This is a genomic window from Vibrio diabolicus, from assembly GCF_011801455.1.
Lineage (GTDB): Bacteria > Pseudomonadota > Gammaproteobacteria > Enterobacterales > Vibrionaceae > Vibrio > Vibrio diabolicus.
The window spans coordinates 2,792,081-2,809,113 of the sequence record NZ_CP042451.1; the positions used below are offsets into that span (position 1 = coordinate 2,792,081).

Genomic DNA, 17,033 nt, shown 5'->3' on the forward strand with positions numbered 1-17,033 from the left:
TTGGCTGGGATTTTTATTTGTGCGTTACTCGCTATCGCTCGGTGTTTCCGTCGTATCGGAATCGTCCAGCTCAACCTCAATGCGAGTGACTCGCTGCAAACCTCTTGGTAGTAACCCACCTCGGCGACCACGTTCGCCACGGAAGTTATCAAGGTCAGACGGTTTAAGACCCAATTTTCGCTTACCCGCGTACAGCGTTAACGATGCACCTTTTGGTAAAGACATTAAGTGAGATAGTACTTCTTCTCGCTCTTTTGCTTTAGCAGCAGGAATATTGATGATCTTATTCCCTTTACCTTTCGCCAGTTGTGGCAGGTCTTTGATTGGGAACAGCAGCATGCGACCTTGGTTAGTGATTGCTAAGATTTCATCAGAATCTAAATCTTCAATCGCTTTTGGCGTCATGACCTCAGAGTTAGCCGGCAAAGTGACCAGCGCTTTACCACTGCGGTTTTTAGACAGCAAGTCAGCGCCTTTACATACAAAGCCGTAACCTGCATCAGAGCCCACCAGCCACAGCTGATCTTCTTCACTCATGATCACTTGGCGAATACTGCTACCAGCCGTAATATTCAAACGACCGGTAATCGGCTCACCTTGACTACGAGCAGAAGGCAGCGAGTGTGATTCCAGAGAGTAACTTCGACCGTCACTACCTAGGAATACCGCAGGCTGATTACTCTTACCTCGTGCGTGCGCTAAGTATTTATCACCCGACTTATAGTTCAGGCCTTCTGCATCTACGTCATGGCCTTTCGCGTGACGAATCCAACCTTTTTCAGAAAGCACAACCGTGATTGGTTCACTTGGAACAAGATCACGTTCAGTGAGCGCTTTTGCCTCTGCACGCTCAACCAATGGAGATCGACGGTCATCACCGTATTTCTCTGCGTCTGCTTTAATTTCTTTTTTCAGTAGTGTGTTTAGACGGCGCTCAGAACCGAGTAGCTGTTCTAGCTTCTCGCGCTCTTTCTCTAGCTCGTCTTGCTCACCACGAATCTTCATCTCTTCTAGCTTGGCTAGATGACGAAGTTTGGTATCTAGAATCGCATCCGCTTGGATATCGGTAATACCAAAACGTGCCATCAATACCGCTTTAGGATCATCTTCGGTACGGATGATCTCAATCACTTCATCTAGGTTTAGGTAAGCAACCAACAAACCTTCCAAAATGTGTAAGCGAGCCATGACTTTGTCTAGGCGGTGTTGTAGACGACGACGTACGGTCGTGCGACGGAACTCAATCCACTCTGACAGAATTTGCACCAGACCTTTAACTTGAGGACGATTATCCAAACCAATCATGTTCAAGTTAACGCGGTAGCTGCGCTCAAGATCCGTTGATGCGAACAAGTGGTTCATCAACAAATCACAATCGACGCGGTTTGACTTAGGTACCACAACGATACGCGTTGGGTTCTCGTGATCCGACTCGTCACGAAGATCGTCAACCATTGGTAGCTTCTTCGCACGCATCTGGTTAGCGATTTGCTCAAGCAGTTTTGCACCCGATACTTGGTGTGGCAGAGAGGTGATAACGATATCAGACCCTTCTTTGTGCCATACCGCGCGCATCTTGATGCTGCCGCGACCGTTGCGGTAAATCTTCTCAATATCCGCTTGCGGCGAGATGATTTCTGCTTCTGTTGGGTAATCCGGACCTTTAACATACTGCATCACGTCCGGCAGTTCTGCTTTCGGGTTGTCGATCAAATGAATAGTCGCATCTGCGATTTCACGAACGTTATGCGGTGGGATATCTGTTGCCATACCAACTGCAATACCGGTTACACCGTTAAGCAGGATATGAGGCAGGCGTGCTGGCAACATTTGTGGCTCTTTCATTGTGCCATCAAAGTTAGGTTGCCATTCGACCGTACCCTGACCCAGTTCGCCTAGCAATACTTCAGCAAACTTAGACAGTTTTGCTTCGGTATAACGCATTGCCGCGAATGATTTCGGATCATCTGGCGCACCCCAGTTACCTTGACCATCGACTAATGGATAGCGGTAAGAGAATGGCTGAGCCATCAATACCATCGCTTCGTAACACGCTGAATCACCGTGCGGATGGTATTTACCTAACACGTCACCAACGGTACGTGCAGATTTTTTGTATTTTGCTGATGCAGAGAGACCAAGCTCTGACATCGCATAAATGATGCGTCGTTGAACCGGCTTTAAGCCATCACCAATGTATGGCAAGGCGCGGTCCATGATGACGTACATCGAGTAGTTCAGATAAGCGTCTTCAGTGAACTTGCGCATTGGCAATTGTTCGACGCCATCGTAGGTAATTTCTGTAGACATCCGTTACACCTCTGCCAAGTCGCCGTTGTTTTGTAGCCAAGAACGACGGTCATCTGCACGCTTTTTGCCCAGCAGCATGTCCATCATTTCCATGGTCGCCGTAGAGTCGTCAATGGTTAACTGCACTAAGCGACGCGTGTTCGGATCCATGGTGGTTTCACGCAACTGAAGTGGGTTCATCTCACCCAAACCTTTGAATCGTTGCACGTTGATTTTGGCTTTCTTCTTCGACAAGCGCTCTAAGATGCCATCTTTTTCATCGTCATCGAGGGCGTAGAACACTTCTTTCCCGCAATCGATTCGATACAGAGGCGGCATCGCCACGTAGATATGACCCGCTTCAACCAGTGCACGGAAGTGACGAGTGAACAGTGCACAAAGCAGCGTTGCGATGTGAAGACCATCCGAGTCCGCATCGGCAAGGATACAGATCTTACCGTAACGAAGACCATCAAGGTTATCGCTGTCAGGATCAATCCCCAAAGCCACTGAAATATCGTGTACTTCTTGAGATGCTAATACTTGGTCAGCAGAGACTTCCCACGTGTTCAAGATCTTACCACGCAGTGGCATCACGGCTTGGAACTCACGGTCACGTGCCTGTTTTGCCGAGCCACCCGCAGAGTCACCCTCCACAAAGAAGATTTCAGTGCGACTTAAGTCCTGTGCTGAACAGTCGGTCAACTTACCTGGCAGTGCTGGGCCGGACGCCACTTTCTTACGTACGACTTTTTTCGCTGCACGCATACGACGGTGCGCGTTAGCGATACAGACTTCTGCCAATTGCTCTGCTAGCTGAGGCTTTTCGTTCAACCAAAGACTGAACGCATCTTTTACGACACCTGAGACAAATGCCGCGGTTTGACGAGAAGACAGACGTTCTTTGGTCTGGCCTGCAAATTGCGGATCTTGAATTTTAACCGACAACACGTAAGAACAGCGGTCGAAAACGTCATCACCCGTTAGCTTCACGCCACGAGGTAATAGATTACGGAACTCACAGAACTCGCGCATCGCTTCTAACAAGCCTTGGCGTAAACCATTAACGTGCGTACCACCTTGAGCAGTTGGGATCAGGTTAACGTAGCTTTCGGTGATCATCTCACCACCTTCTGGCTGCCAAATTACCGCCCAGTTTGCCGCTTCGGTATCCGCCAAGAACTCACCAGTAAATGGTTCTTCAGGAATAACTGGGTAGCCTTTTACGCCTTCCGCAAGATAGTCTTTAAGACCGTCTTCGTAGTACCACTTATAGTCTTTACCATTAACTTTGTCGGTTAATGTAATTTCTAGGCCCGGGCACAAAACCGCTTTTGCGCGCAGATTATTGACTAGGCGTGTAACAGAGAAGTTAGCCGAATCGAAGTACTTCGCATCAGGCCAGAAATGCACGCTGGTACCGCGATTGCGACGACCACATGTGCCGGTTACGGTCAGGTCAGAGACTTTATCACCGTGCTCAAATGCAATTTCATACACTTGACCATCACGACGAACGGTTACTTCAACGCGTTTTGACAACGCGTTTACTACCGAAATACCTACCCCGTGCAAACCACCAGAGAATTGGTAGTTTTTGTTAGAGAACTTACCACCTGCGTGCAGCTTGCATAGGATTAACTCTACGCCTGACACTTTCTCTTCTGGGTGGATATCAACAGGCATGCCTCGACCATCATCGATCACTTCTAGTGATTGGTCGGCATGTAGGATGACTTGTACTTTTGAGGCATGTCCGGCTAGCGCTTCATCGACACTGTTGTCGATAACTTCTTGGCCCAAATGGTTTGGGCGCGCTGTATCCGTATACATCCCTGGTCGGCGACGTACTGGCTCTAAGCCATTCAGTACTTCAATGGCACCAGCATTATATTGTTCAGTCATAATACGGAATTATTCTCAAAGTTTACTTGTTGCCTGAATATCACCAATGGGTGAACCCATACTCAGGAAACGAAAAAGCCACCCTGTTCACATCACTAAGTGCTTGTAAACATGATGCATAACAAAGTAGCCAGGGTCCTCGACCCTTAAGATCTTTTGGCAAAACATAGTCGGAAAGCATACCGCCCATGTCAAGAAACGGTTGGATATATCAATAAAAACTATGAGCCTTTTCCAATCGCTTTCGAATTACAGTTCTAGAAATTCGATAATCTGTGCAGGATAACGCTCAAAGCCTACAAAACTGTGATCACCGCCTTGTTCTACTGTTTGCTTAGCGTCTGCAAACTTATCTACCGCTTGTCGATAGTCTAAAACCTCATCTTCTGTCTGCTGTAACAACCAGAAAGAATGTGGCGACGCGATGCTTTGTACATCAAGAGCTTTTAACTCGTCAATATGACAAGCTTCAAGTGTATAGGTTTCGTGCGTATAAGGGTTAGTTTGCTCACCCAAATAATCTACTAACAACTCATAGGGCTTAACCGCGGGGTTGACCACAACCGCTTTAAATCCAAACTTGTCATTTAGCCACATTGACATAAAGCCGCCTAATGAGCTGCCCACCAGACCAATGTTATAATCGTCTTTATGTTGCTCGATGATATCCAACAACATTTTCGCCGCTTGTTGAGGATAACAAGGTAACTGGGGAACAATCACTTTGATATCAGGACGATGCTGCTCGCAGTATGCTCTCATCACATTGGCTTTCATTGAGAATGGAGAACTGTTAAAGCCATGGATATACAGAAGAAGTGAAGGTTTACTCATAGATATCTCGCACAAAAAAGCGAGCCCGAACATAGAGCTCGGGCGCGTTAGTATCCGTTAGAAGAGAAGTCTGGTTGGAACTGGCCGTCAGGAAGTCGGCCCACTTGGGTCGTAATATCACCACAAGCGTGCAACTGCAGTTCACGCCAACCAGGCGAAGTCGTATCGAGGGCAAAATCATCCGAGTTAGGCTTAAACTGAACACACGTCGAGGGTGTTGCCATCACTCGAATACCATTATGAAGCACATTCATGTCTTGATGAACATGTCCACAGAGAATGCCTTTCACGTTATCAAAACGATCGACAACCTGCCAGAACGCTTCGGCATCTTTTAAGGTATGTTGATCAAGCCACGCGCTTCCCACTAATAATGGATGGTGATGCAACAACACAAGTGTGTGCCTTTCTGGGTGTTCTGCTAACTTTTCTTCGAGTAACGCTAACTGCTGATCACTCAAGCGTCCGTGGGGAACGCCAACAACTTGCGAGTCTAAAAGAACCAACTGCCAATGCGCGCCAAGCAATACATGCTCTGCCGCTTTGATTTGTTGCGAAGGTAATACACTGCCCATATTGGGCTTGTAGTCATGATTACCAGGCAGCCAAAAGCAGTCTTTCTCTAGCGGTTCAATGCCTTCGGCAAAGCGCTGGTAAGATTCTGCACTATGGTCTTGGGAAATATCCCCTGTCGCCAAGATGTAATCAAACGTCACGTTGCGGCGTAAAACATCAGCAACAACAGCGTTAAAGCTATCGGCCGTTTTTACGCTCAGCAAACTTCCCTCATCGGCAGCAAACAGATGAGTATCCGTAATTTGTAAAAGTTTGATGCTGTCACTAGATGATTGCAAAATGAAAACCTGATTCGTCCACTATATCGTTATTTGTTATTTTCCTTTAGTGACGTGACGATCAATTGAAGGCAAGTGGTGTTCTACTGATACCACTTCGTAAACAAAACGTCAGCCATTCACCGAGGAATGTGTTTAGTTGATGCTTTTCATCTTTCTGCATCAGTTGGTCGTTGGGATAATCATACTTAGCTTTTATGCGAGAGAACTCTCCGCTTGAGCATACTTCGGCTACTCTCGCATCGTGATAAAGCCTGACAGACATCGTCGGTAAAGGAAACACTGGCGTTTCATCACTCTGACATATCTCAACAACTGTGGTGTATTTTGTGATTTCATTCACGGTCAGTTGGTAAACCATGTTCGCCGCTTGATAGCAGCGTACATCCCCAACTTCGGCAGAAGCAGGCAATAAGGCGTTCAATTTAGCGTAGTTGGTCTCATAGGTTCTCATTAGACCCGCTAAATCAACATGATACCTCTGTTTTTCAGCCACTTGTGCCATTACTTACTCTCCACCATTTGGGGTTGCCCCCACTGTGACTTCAACTCTTGATGGTTTAATTGCAACCATTGCAACGCAATAATCGACGCACCATTTTCAAATTTTCCGTCTTTCACCCATTGATATGCTTGCTCACGACTCAAAACATGTACGCGAATATCTTCATTCTCATAGTCTAAACCATGAATGCCGTGCGCTTTAGATGCGTCCACTTCACCAACAAATACGTCCAACTTTTCCGAGCAACCGCCAGCAGAAGGATAATAAGAGGTGACTGGCGCAACACGCCCCACTTGTATCCCCGCCTCTTCGACAGCTTCTCGGCGAATGACGGCTTCAGCTGATTCATCACGGTCAATCATACCCGCGACAATCTCTAGCTGCCATGGGTGTTGATGCTCTAAGGCTCCTACTCGAATCTGTTCAATGATAACCACTTGATCCGTATTTGGATCATAAGGAAGCATCGCTGCAGCATGACCACGCTCGAACATTTCTCGTTCGACAACCTCGCTCCAACCTCCAGCAAATAGCTTATGCTGAAAGCGATATTTCACCATTTTGAAAAAGCCTTCAAATAAGGTTTCTTTCGAGATGACTTTTACATCTTGCGAAGTAAAATCCTTTTGTTGTTTGTCACACTGTTGCATTCGACACCTCTCTGAGTGAATCTTGTAGTTTACTCATTGTTATTCGCTTGCTCAAAGGACTTGGCTCAACTTTTTGTACAATAGTTACAAATTAATTTAAGTCTTTGGTGAAAATTTATTGCACGACTGGATAATTACGTGTAAAAAAGTGCAAACTTTAGAGTAAATATCGTGCAAATTGAGTTAAACTACTGAGAATTAACCAATCTATTGACCGCGGGAATAGAAAATGAAAAAATTGCTTCCACTATTTATCAGTGCAGCGCTAGGTAGCATGAGTACGTCTGCGTTCGCAGACTCTTTGGCTGAAATCTACGACTTAGCAAAACAAAATGATCCACAATTGCTCAGTGTAGCAGCACAACGTGACCAAGCTTTCGAAGCAATCACCTCAAGCCGTAGTGCTCTATTACCACAAATTAACCTAACAGCAGGTTACAACTTAACTCGTGGCGATACTGAATACGACTCAAATCTAGTCAATGACGTATCAAACGATGCCAACGCCCTAACCGCTGGTGTTAGCTTTTCACAAGCACTTTACAACCGCGCATCTTGGATCTCGCTAGATACCGCTGAGAAAAGTGCTCGCCAAGCAGACGCAACTTACGCTGCGACTCAACAAGCACTAATTCTTCGTGTTTCACAAGCGTATTTTGAAGTTCTACGCGCACAAGACAACCTTGTTTTCGTCCGTGCAGAAAAAGCCGCAGTGGGTCGTCAACTAGAGCAAACAAAACAGCGTTTTGAAGTAGGTTTATCTGCGATCACTGACGTACACGACGCGCAAGCTCAGTACGACCAAGTACTGGCGGATGAAGTGTTAGCAGAAAACGCACTGACTAACAGCTACGAGTCATTACGTGAAATCACCGGTCAAGAGCACAAAGATCTCAACATCTTGGACACTCGCCGCTTCACTGCTAGTCCATCGACCGTGCCTGCTGAGTCGCTAATTGACGAAGCAAAAACCAAAAACCTGACCTTGCTGTCTTCACGTATTCTTCAAGATATCGCACGTGACAATATTTCACTAGCAAGTTCTGGTCATCTACCAACGCTGTCTCTAGACGGTGGTTACAACTACGGTGATACGTCTCATAGCTCTCGTGACAACACCACAGACAACTTCAATATCGGTGTGAACCTTGCGGTGCCGCTATACACGGGTGGTAACGTCACCTCTCAAACCAAACAGGCTGAATACGCGTACGTGGCTGCAAGTGAAGATCTTGAAGCACAATACCGTAGCGTAGTAAAAGATGTTCGCGCACAAAACAACAACATTAACGCCTCTATCGGCGCACTACGTGCTTATGAGCAAGCCGTTATTTCTGCGCGCTCTGCACTAGAAGCAACAGAAGCAGGTTTTGATGTGGGTACTCGTACTATCGTTGACGTGCTAGACGCAACTCGTCGTCTATACGATGCGAATAAAAACCTATCGAACGCTCGTTACGACTACATCTTAAGTGTTCTTCAGCTACGCCAAGCCGTTGGTACGCTAAGCGAACAAGACATCTTAGACGTTGATGCAGGTTTGAAAGCAGCAAAATAATTGCTGACTGAATGCTTCAGTTCTCAATAAATAAAAACGCCAGTTGATTTATCAGCTGGCGTTTTTTATTGCTTGCAGTTAAGAGACGAAAAGTGTCTCAGAACATCAAGTATCAAAAAGGCCGCACTTGGCGACCTTTTACAAACAAATAGCGTTTCAATGCCAACAAATCGTAGGCTTAGCCCTTACCGCCTTTGATTGCATTGATGATTTCACTGGTTGAGCAACCATCCTCAAAGTTCAATACACGAACTTCGCCACCTGCAGCAATGACTTCTTTACCACCAGCAATCTCTTCTGGGTTGTAGTCCCCACCTTTTACTAGCAAGCTTGGCAAAACTTCCGAGATCAAACGTTGCGGCGTATCTTCACTAAATGGTACTACCCAATCCACAGCGCCCAAACCTGCCAATACCGCCATGCGGCGATCGGTTGGGTTCACAGGACGACCAGGCCCTTTAAGACGCTTCACTGATTCATCGGTATTCACCGCAACAATCAGGCGATCACCAAGTTCAGCAGCATGGTTTAAGTAAGACACATGCCCAGCGTGAAGAATATCAAAGCAGCCGTTTGTCATAACGACTTTCTCGCCACGTGCACGTGCTTTTTTCACTGCTTCAATCAGCGCTTTTTCTGAAATCACACCGTAATCCGTGTCTTGGCTACCATGTACCGCTTCTGCTAGTTCAATTTCAGACAAGGTCGAGGTACCAAGCTTACCAACAACAACGCCTGCCGCCGCATTCGCTAGTGCACACGCTTCTTCGAAGGATTTACCCGCCGCCACTGAAGCTGCAAGTACAGAAATCACCGTATCACCAGCACCAGTCACGTCGTACACTTCTTTCGCTTGAGTCGGAAGGTGGAATGGCTCTTGACCACGGCGGATCAACGTCATGCCGTTTTCACTACGCGTAACCAGTAGCGCTTCAAAATCAAACTCTTCAACAAGCTGAAGTGCTTTTTCAACCAGCTCTTGGTCTGATTTTACTTTGCCAACGACATCTTCGAACTCTTTCATGTTTGGCGTAAGAAGTGTTGCGCCACGGTAGCGTTCAAAATCCGCACCTTTAGGATCAATGAAAACTGGAATGTTTGCTGCGCGCGCTTTTTGGATGTATGCCTGAACATGCTCTAACGAGCCTTTTGCGTAGTCAGACATAATCACGGCTTTAACGTTTGGCAGAGCGGCATCCATACGCGATAGCACAGGTGCAGAATCCGTGTTTTCAAACTTATCTTCGAAGTCGAGACGAATAAGCTGTTGTCCACGGCTCATTACGCGAAGCTTCGTAATCGTTGGGTAATCCGGCAGTGCAACGAAATCGCATTTCACATTGAGTGAGCTCAGCGTCTCCGTCAGCACTTTTGCAGGCTCATCTTCCCCTGTTAGACCAACAATGTGAGCATGGCCACCTAGTGATGCGATATTCATCGCAACGTTCGCAGCACCACCAGGACGCTCTTCATTGTTTTCTACTTTTACAACAGGAACCGGCGCTTCAGGAGAAATACGTCCGGTTGGGCCATACCAGTAACGATCTAGCATGACATCACCGATGATGAGCACACCAGCGCTGTTGTAATCAGGTAGAATTGGTTTCATTATTGGTCTCCAAAAATTAAATCGAAGTGAGTTTATCACAGCCCTTATCGAGGCTAAATATATGGTCTTAACTGAACCACTGATTCCAAGCCTGTTTTACCCACTCCCTTTCGGCAACAAACTTATCTTCCACCACATCAGCATCTAAATTGAGTAGATTTCTCCGGTGTATTTCGTTTCGCATTGTCGTGTAGGCACGTATCAACTGCATTGCCTGGTCTTCGTCCATGACATTTTGTGCAATGAGCGTTTCAAAGATGCGCACATTATCACACCAACGCGTTAATTTCGGCTTATCGTGACTATAGTTGAGCACTAAGTACTGAGCGAGAAATTCGATATCGGTAATCCCTCCCACATCTTGCTTGAGCATAAAACGGCCGGGCTTTTTCCCCCCAAGATGACCGCGCATTTTCTCTCTCATTTCGACAACGGCTTTTTTCAGTTCCGCCCGATCGCGCGCTTTGCACAACACATCATGTCGCGTATTGTGAAATGCAATAGCAAGGGGTTCATCGCCATAAATCAAGCGCGCGCGCACAAGTGCTTGATGCTCCCATGTCCAGGCTTCTTGATGCTGATAATCGTCAAACGCATCGGTTGGGCTAACCAACAAACCTGACGCGCCAGATGGGCGCAAGCGGGTATCGACTTCGTACAAAATGCCGGAAGCGGTGCGAGTCGAGAAAATATGAATGATGCGCTGCGCTAGGCGAAGGTAGAACTGACGACCGTCGATTTCCTTTTTGCCATCTGTATAAACATTGACTGGGCAGTCATGCATAAAGACGATATCCAAGTCGGAGTTATAGCCGAGTTCCCAACCACCGACTTTGCCATAGCCAATGACGGCAAAACCCTTGCCTTCACGATCTTTTACATGCGTTGGCTCGCCGTATTTTTCGGACACTTGCAACCAAGCCTGACTGACCACAGCATCAACGATAGCTTCCGCCAAATAGGTTAAGTGATCACTCACTTTCATCACCGGCAATGCACCAGCAATATCCGCCGCCGCAATACGTAAAATGCAGATTTGCTTAAACTGGCGCAACGCTTCCATTTGCTGCTCCATATCATCTTCTGGAATACGGGCCAGATAATCACGCAGCTCTGTACGGTAACTGTCTAATGGGATTGGATTGTACAACTGTGCAGGGTCGATCAACTCATCGAGTAAGATCGGATACCGAGATAGCTGCTCTGAAATCATTGGGCTTGCGGTACACAAACGTACTAGCTGTACTAGAGCCGCTGGGTGCTCATCCAATAACTCCAGATAAGTCGTACGAGTGCAGATATTGTGCAGTAAATGCAGCACTCGCGGTAAACCAAACTGTGCATCAGGGTGGGCAAACACCGCATCAAACACCTTCGGCATTAAACGGTTTAACACTTCGCGTCCACGCGGTCCTAACGTTTTTTTAGCCAGATCAGTTTTAAAGTTGATGATGGTTTTCGCGCATGAAGCAAAGTCTTCAACCTGAATATCCTGCTGCAAGATATGTTCAAGCACATCTTGTTTGTTCGCCATATCCCATAACTCATGAAAATGACGAGCAACCGTAGTGCCCTCGTCTTCTTCATCATCACCAATTAACGACTCAAATACTTGATGAACATTCGCCATGTGCTGCTGAGTTTGCTCAATCAGTTGGTCCCAAGAGGTCATTTGCATCGCGGTAGCGAGCTTTAAGCGTTCGATTTCGCAATCAGGCAGCGTCTGGGTTTGCCTGTCCGCCATCGCTTGCAACAAGTTTTCTAATTGACGCAAGTACTTGTATGCGGCTTCTAGACTGCTGACTTCTTGCGAAGTGAGTAACGCCAGCTCTTCAATGCCTTGCAGCGTTTCCAACAACCCTCGATTACGAAGAGAAGGCTCGCGACCACCTCGAATTAATTGAAAAACTTGGGCGATAAATTCAATTTCTCGGATACCACCTGCGCCTAACTTGATGTTGTTGTTCAAACCTCGGCGGCGAACCTCACTACTGATCATCGATTTCATCCGACGCAAAGACTGAATCGCACTGAAATCAATATAGCGACGAAAAACAAAAGGACGCAGCATTTGGCGTAGCTCTTGGTATTGCGGGTACATTTCGCACCCCATCACTCGAGCTTTGATCATCGCGTAACGCTCCCAGTCACGTCCCTGTTCTTGATAGTAATCCTCTAGTGCCGCATAGCTCATGACTAATGGGCCACTTTCTCCAAATGGGCGAAGTCGCATGTCGACACGGTAACAAAAACCATCGAAGGTTTGTTGATCGAGCGCTTTGATGATGCGTTGACCAAGGCGAGTAAAGAACTGGGCATTGGCAATGCTGCGGCGAGCGCCTTGGGTTTCGCCATTCTCTGGATATGTGAAAATTAGATCAATATCGGATGAAAAGTTTAGCTCGCCGCCACCTAGTTTCCCCATGCCGATAATCAACATCGGCTGTACTTCACCTTCCTCACTCGTCGGCGTTCCCCACTCCTGACAACACGCTTGATATTGCCATTGATAGGTTTCAAAAATCATCGCTTCTGCCAACTCGGATAAGTGGCTTAAAGAAGCTTCTAGCGACCATGTATGCGTGAAATCCTTCCACGCAATGTACACCATTTCTTGGTTGCGAAACTGACGCAACATGCGATGACCAGACATCTCATCCGGGCATTTTCCCAGCAGTGCCGCAAGACGTGAACGATAAGACTCTTGACGACTTGGTTGCGCTAACATGTTTGGCAACTCACGCGCTAGGACTTCATCGCGATGAATGGCTTCGGTGATAAACTGGCTTAAGCCCGCCACATAGCGAAATTGCTGCGCAATCTCATCTGGCCAAAGGGGAAAATAACCTGCCTCTTGAGCATTTTGTACGGCAGATTCAGCGATAGAAATCAGTGGCGAAGGCAGCTGCATTTTTCTTCCTTGTTTGAAAAGCACGGTAACTCATTCTTTATACCAGACTTAAAGCAAATAAAAACGCCCACAAAAGGTTTGTGGGCGTTTTATCAAAAGTTCTGGATGGAATATTAAACTTGGAAAGATTTGATCTTCTTGTCTAACTCGCCAGCATTATTTTGCATCATTTCAGAAGTTTCTAGCAGCTCTGTCACAACCACAACCGAGGCTTCTACCAGCTCACGTACATTGGTGAGGTTTTGACTCATCTCTTCTGCAACACTGCTTTGCTGACCAGACGCGGTCGCGATTTGGAAGTTCATGTCATTGATTTGCGTCACTTGCCCAACAATACCATCGAGCTCAGATCCAGCATTAGAAACCAGCTCGTTTCCATCGGCCGCTTCCACTACACTTTTCTCCATGAGTTCTACAGCAGATTCTGCACTGGTTTGCAGCTGCGCAATCATCTCTTGAATTTCTACCGTAGCTTGTTGTGTGCGTTGTGCAAGGTTACGAACTTCATCTGCAACCACCGCAAAACCCCGCCCAGCCTCGCCAGCTCGCGCCGCTTCAATAGCCGCATTCAGTGCAAGCAGGTTAGTTTGTTCAGAGATACCTTGAATCGTACCCACAACACTACCAATGGATTCAACACGTTCTTCGACCTGGTTAACCGCCTGCGCCGATGAAGCGATGTCCGACGAGAGTTCACTCATTTTCGCCATCGTACTTTGCAAGAACTGTTGACCAGAAATCGCTTGTGCGGAAGCTTGCTCTGTAAGAGAAGACGCCGTCTGGGCATGTTCTGCGACGGTTTGCACCGTCGACGACATTTCACTCATCGCCGTCGCAAGTTGATCAATTTCGTTAAACTCTTCTTGCGCCGACTCTTTCGTTTCCGACATGCTCAGCGTCATCACTTCCGTGAGTGTGGATAACTCATCAGAAGCGTTGATTTGCATTTGAATCACATCGTGCAATTGGCGACGTGTCTTTTCTAATTCACGTGCCACGTCTCCGTATTCATCTTTACAATCCATACCAAATGGCACGGAGAGGTTCTTGCTCGCCATCAGTTTGATCGCGTCGCTCAGATACTGTGTTTGACGCAGCATCACTCTAGCCGCCGCTAATAAGAGTACGACAAAAACCACAATCAATAAGGCGGTTTGCCAAGCAACTTGCGTTAAGTATGCTTCGTAATGCTGTTGGGCAACTTGCGCGTTTTGTGTCGCCGCTAAAAGTGAATCGTAAAAGGTGTTCGCGTCCCACAGTTGTTTTGCCACTATCAGGACAGTACTGAAGACCATCAACATGACCATTTTAGGAACCAGTCGAATGTCGGATATGACCCTTTCCCATGGCTTAAATGCCAGCTTTTCCATTGTCAGTTCTCCACCGAGTCTTATATAGTCTTTATCTATAATCTTTATATTACTTATAGTTATGTTCGCGTTTAGCGTGGTTACGCGATTTATTTCGAGCTTCGTATGAAAAACAATGATATCAAAGACAGCACACGACCGATGGGCCTGTTGTCACTAATATTGTCTTTTATGGCACTATTTGTGATCTCTGGCTTGTTGTTTTTCCCGATCGATCACGAAACCCGTCAAGTTCTTATCGGTCTGGATTTCATAATCTGTAGTATTTTTCTATTACAGCTCACCATTGATTTGATCCGGTCCACAGATCGGTGGTTATTTCTTAAACGTCATTGGATAGATTTCGTGGCGAGCATCCCATTAATAGAGCCACTGCGCTTTGCTCGTATCTTTCATATTCTTCGAGTGGTATTAGTACTGCGCTCGTCGAAGTTCATTTTGCATCAGCTCAAAGAAAACCGCCGCGAAACCACGGTCGCCTCAATATTACTGTTGATGGTGATCCTCATTACGCTCGGTTCTAGTGCAATGCTGTTTATCGAAGCGAAAAACCCAGAAGCGAATATTCGCACTGGCGCCGATGCTTTGTGGTGGGTATTCGTAACGATCTCAACCGTTGGTTACGGCGATCATTATCCGGTGACCTCAATAGGAAAGTTTTTAGCCGTCATCATCATTGTTTGTGGTGTGGGGATCTTTGGCATGATTTCGGGTCTTATCACCTCTATTCTTACCGCTCCGACGAAACAACAGACGCACAGCTTAATCAATAAAGAACGTATGCTCGAGCAGCTCCTGAATCAACAAGCCCAAATACTAGAACGACTCGACTTCATAGAAAAAGAACTGCAACAAAGCAAAACAAAGACAAAAAAATAGGACCATGCGGTCCTATTTTTTGTACAGGTAGTCAAGGTGATCATTCACGCCAATAAGGCTGAACTTCCACACTGATCGCTCGGGTTTGATCCATTGCATGCAAAATTGAACGCTCTTGACGGTGCAACCAGCGTTCTAATTGCTCTTTTTCTGCGTCTTCCAACATATCTACCAACGGAAGCAAGTGGTTCAGCATTAGCAGATCATCGATACCATGCACCAGATCCGCCCATGGCAAACGGAAGCTGTTACGCTCATCCGAGTTATATAGACTCGCGAAACCAATACCAGTATAGAGATTACGCAGCAAGCGATAGCGCTGATCAACGTACTCTTGCGCCGTCAGGTCGCGCTCTGCAGGGAAAGCTTCCATTAGTTCTGCCCAAGTGCGATCGAGCTGAGTGACTGAAAACGGCATGATGTTACTTGCCATTTTTTCACGTGCTTTTTCATCAAGAAATGGCTGCCAACCGCGTGCTAAGATCCAGCGGCTTAGATCCAGCAGTAACCCTGTGTAACGTGCGGAATTGAGCAACCCTAGCACTTCTTCACGGCTTGGCAACTCTTGTAACTGCTGAGTCAACTCAGATACTAAGAACTTACGCGCATCCAACTTACGCAGCACATTGCCTTTGTCATCTAAGAGCTCTTCAAGGTGTGCATGTTCATCCAACCAACTCAGTTCTTCTTCCAACCATTTAAGCTCTTGGCGCAGAATCGCACTCGCGCGACGAGGGACAACACCACCAAAAATGGTCAATGTTTGACGAATAAAACGAATAGCATTGCTGATTTCACGTAGCGCTTCCACATTGTCACGCTCAGCATAAATTTGCTCGTGATAATGCCAGTGAGATAGGGCGTGTTCTAAAGAGTTGATCAAGCAGTATTCAACGGTATCCGTCGGGCTACTGTCCACAAGCGCCAACGATTTTACTTCATCACCTGCATAGCCACTTGCAAGTCGATAGCCTTTCGCCGCCTTACTCAAGTTACCCAAACGCATGCCACCTTGCTCGCAAAAGCTACGTGCTAGTGTAAATAGGGCATCGGTTTGGCCCGATTTAAGTTCCAGTTCAACTTCGCAAATCGGTTCTTGTTTCTCTTCCCCATCTTCACCTTTGGCTACGACCATACCTTGGTCAAACGCCACTTCTATTTGGCTACCATCTGGCATGCCAATCAGCCACTGTTCGCGTGTGAAGTTGGTCGAGAATAACGGCATAAGCTCAGATTGCAGCGTTGCTGCGTCTTTATCTGGCGGCCAAATGTCTACAGGATGAAGCGACAGGTTAGGCTCGTCGCTAGTGTGCTCAGCATTGTATTCTGGTCTTTGATGTAAGCCTGCGACGACGCGTCCTGCTGTCTTTACGGTTTGGACGAATACATCATCAAAACGGCGAATTCTTAAACCAATGTCGTGCTTTCTCAGCCATTTATCGGCGGTATCAAAGTAGGTGTTACCCAAGTCACGACAACTATGCTGAAGTACTTTTGTCTCAGAAATTTTTTCTTTTAAAGTTTCTGAAAATTCAGGAGAAACAAAAAACTTCAGTTCTATTTCGGTTTCCATAGCTATACCTTTCAAAGCAGATAGAAACAGGATATTGCGTAATTTCTCGCACGGCAAGAGAGAAATATCGCCGGAATGATGATCTAAAACAGTTTT

Annotated in this window: 12 protein-coding genes; 2 read left to right on the top strand and 10 right to left on the bottom strand. The window is 46.6% G+C overall.

Annotation, left to right across the window (positions count from 1 at the left end):
- Positions 1–24: 24 nt before the first annotated feature.
- The 6 genes from parC to nudF form a co-directional block, all read right to left on the bottom strand.
- Positions 25–2,310 carry a DNA topoisomerase IV subunit A gene (gene parC, locus FR741_RS13190; RefSeq protein WP_005395922.1) on the bottom strand — a complete coding sequence of 762 codons (2,286 nt, stop codon included), beginning with the start codon at positions 2,308–2,310 and terminating at the stop codon, positions 25–27.
- A 3-nt stretch (positions 2,311–2,313) separates the two neighbouring features.
- Complete coding sequence (gene parE / locus FR741_RS13195) at positions 2,314–4,194, bottom strand: DNA topoisomerase IV subunit B (RefSeq protein WP_005395924.1); 1,881 nt, start codon at positions 4,192–4,194, stop codon at positions 2,314–2,316.
- Positions 4,195–4,443: 249 nt separating this feature from the next.
- Positions 4,444–5,028, bottom strand: coding sequence for an esterase YqiA (yqiA, locus tag FR741_RS13200; RefSeq protein ID WP_167426903.1), 585 nt, complete (start codon positions 5,026–5,028; stop codon positions 4,444–4,446).
- Between the two features lie 47 nt (positions 5,029–5,075).
- Positions 5,076–5,882: a 3',5'-cyclic-AMP phosphodiesterase gene (gene cpdA, locus FR741_RS13205; RefSeq protein ID WP_046874001.1), complete on the bottom strand. Its 807-nt coding sequence runs from the start codon at positions 5,880–5,882 to the stop codon at positions 5,076–5,078.
- Positions 5,883–5,943: 61 nt separating this feature from the next.
- Positions 5,944–6,387 (bottom strand): DUF1249 family protein, encoded by a 444-nt coding sequence (locus FR741_RS13210; protein ID WP_005395930.1) that lies wholly within the window; start codon positions 6,385–6,387, stop codon positions 5,944–5,946.
- Positions 6,387–7,037: an ADP-ribose diphosphatase gene (gene nudF / locus FR741_RS13215; protein ID WP_012842164.1), complete on the bottom strand. Its 651-nt coding sequence runs from the start codon at positions 7,035–7,037 to the stop codon at positions 6,387–6,389. Before nudF ends, FR741_RS13210 begins: the two co-directional genes overlap by 1 nt.
- A 229-nt stretch (positions 7,038–7,266) precedes the next feature.
- On the opposite strand from nudF, the gene tolC reads away from it, so the two are divergent.
- A complete protein-coding gene (gene tolC, locus FR741_RS13220; protein WP_012842165.1) occupies positions 7,267–8,595 on the top strand; it encodes an outer membrane channel protein TolC in 1,329 nt (442 codons plus the stop codon).
- Positions 8,596–8,773: 178 nt separating this feature from the next.
- Here the strand turns inward: tolC and hldE are convergent, their stop codons facing one another.
- The 3 genes from hldE to FR741_RS13235 all read right to left on the bottom strand — a co-directional run bounded on the left by hldE (position 8,774) and on the right by FR741_RS13235 (position 14,485).
- A complete protein-coding gene (hldE, locus tag FR741_RS13225; protein WP_167426904.1) occupies positions 8,774–10,204 on the bottom strand; it encodes a bifunctional D-glycero-beta-D-manno-heptose-7-phosphate kinase/D-glycero-beta-D-manno-heptose 1-phosphate adenylyltransferase HldE in 1,431 nt (476 codons plus the stop codon).
- A gap of 67 nt (positions 10,205–10,271) precedes the next feature.
- Positions 10,272–13,115 carry a bifunctional [glutamate--ammonia ligase]-adenylyl-L-tyrosine phosphorylase/[glutamate--ammonia-ligase] adenylyltransferase gene (gene glnE, locus FR741_RS13230; RefSeq protein WP_167426905.1) on the bottom strand — a complete coding sequence of 948 codons (2,844 nt, stop codon included), beginning with the start codon at positions 13,113–13,115 and terminating at the stop codon, positions 10,272–10,274.
- 113 nt (positions 13,116–13,228) lie between these two features.
- Positions 13,229–14,485, bottom strand: a complete 1,257-nt coding sequence (locus FR741_RS13235) for a methyl-accepting chemotaxis protein (protein ID WP_005395942.1) — start codon at positions 14,483–14,485, stop codon at positions 13,229–13,231.
- A gap of 105 nt (positions 14,486–14,590) precedes the next feature.
- On the opposite strand from FR741_RS13235, the gene FR741_RS13240 reads away from it, so the two are divergent.
- The gene (locus FR741_RS13240; protein WP_006743197.1) at positions 14,591–15,364 is read left to right on the top strand and encodes a potassium channel family protein; all 774 of its coding nucleotides are present in this window, start codon (positions 14,591–14,593) and stop codon (positions 15,362–15,364) included.
- A gap of 40 nt (positions 15,365–15,404) precedes the next feature.
- Here the strand turns inward: FR741_RS13240 and FR741_RS13245 are convergent, their stop codons facing one another.
- Positions 15,405–16,937, bottom strand: coding sequence for a CYTH and CHAD domain-containing protein (locus tag FR741_RS13245; RefSeq protein WP_167426906.1), 1,533 nt, complete (start codon positions 16,935–16,937; stop codon positions 15,405–15,407).
- Positions 16,938–17,033 lie beyond the last annotated feature (96 nt).

Bases quoted from the DNA above. Each gene is read 5' to 3' on its own strand.
- yqiA (WP_167426903.1), bottom strand. From the start codon at position 5,028: ATGAGTAAACCTTCACTTCTTCTGTATATCCATGGCTTTAACAGTTCT.
- FR741_RS13240 (WP_006743197.1), top strand. From the start codon at position 14,591: ATGAAAAACAATGATATCAAAGACAGCACACGACCGATGGGCCTGTTG.
- FR741_RS13245 (WP_167426906.1), bottom strand. From the start codon at position 16,937: ATGGAAACCGAAATAGAACTGAAGTTTTTTGTTTCTCCTGAATTTTCA.
- FR741_RS13235 (WP_005395942.1), bottom strand. From the start codon at position 14,485: ATGGAAAAGCTGGCATTTAAGCCATGGGAAAGGGTCATATCCGACATT.
- nudF (WP_012842164.1), bottom strand. From the start codon at position 7,037: ATGCAACAGTGTGACAAACAACAAAAGGATTTTACTTCGCAAGATGTA.
- hldE (WP_167426904.1), bottom strand. From the start codon at position 10,204: ATGAAACCAATTCTACCTGATTACAACAGCGCTGGTGTGCTCATCATC.
- tolC (WP_012842165.1), top strand. From the start codon at position 7,267: ATGAAAAAATTGCTTCCACTATTTATCAGTGCAGCGCTAGGTAGCATG.
- parE (WP_005395924.1), bottom strand. From the start codon at position 4,194: ATGACTGAACAATATAATGCTGGTGCCATTGAAGTACTGAATGGCTTA.
- glnE (WP_167426905.1), bottom strand. From the start codon at position 13,115: ATGCAGCTGCCTTCGCCACTGATTTCTATCGCTGAATCTGCCGTACAA.
- FR741_RS13210 (WP_005395930.1), bottom strand. From the start codon at position 6,387: ATGGCACAAGTGGCTGAAAAACAGAGGTATCATGTTGATTTAGCGGGT.
- parC (WP_005395922.1), bottom strand. From the start codon at position 2,310: ATGTCTACAGAAATTACCTACGATGGCGTCGAACAATTGCCAATGCGC.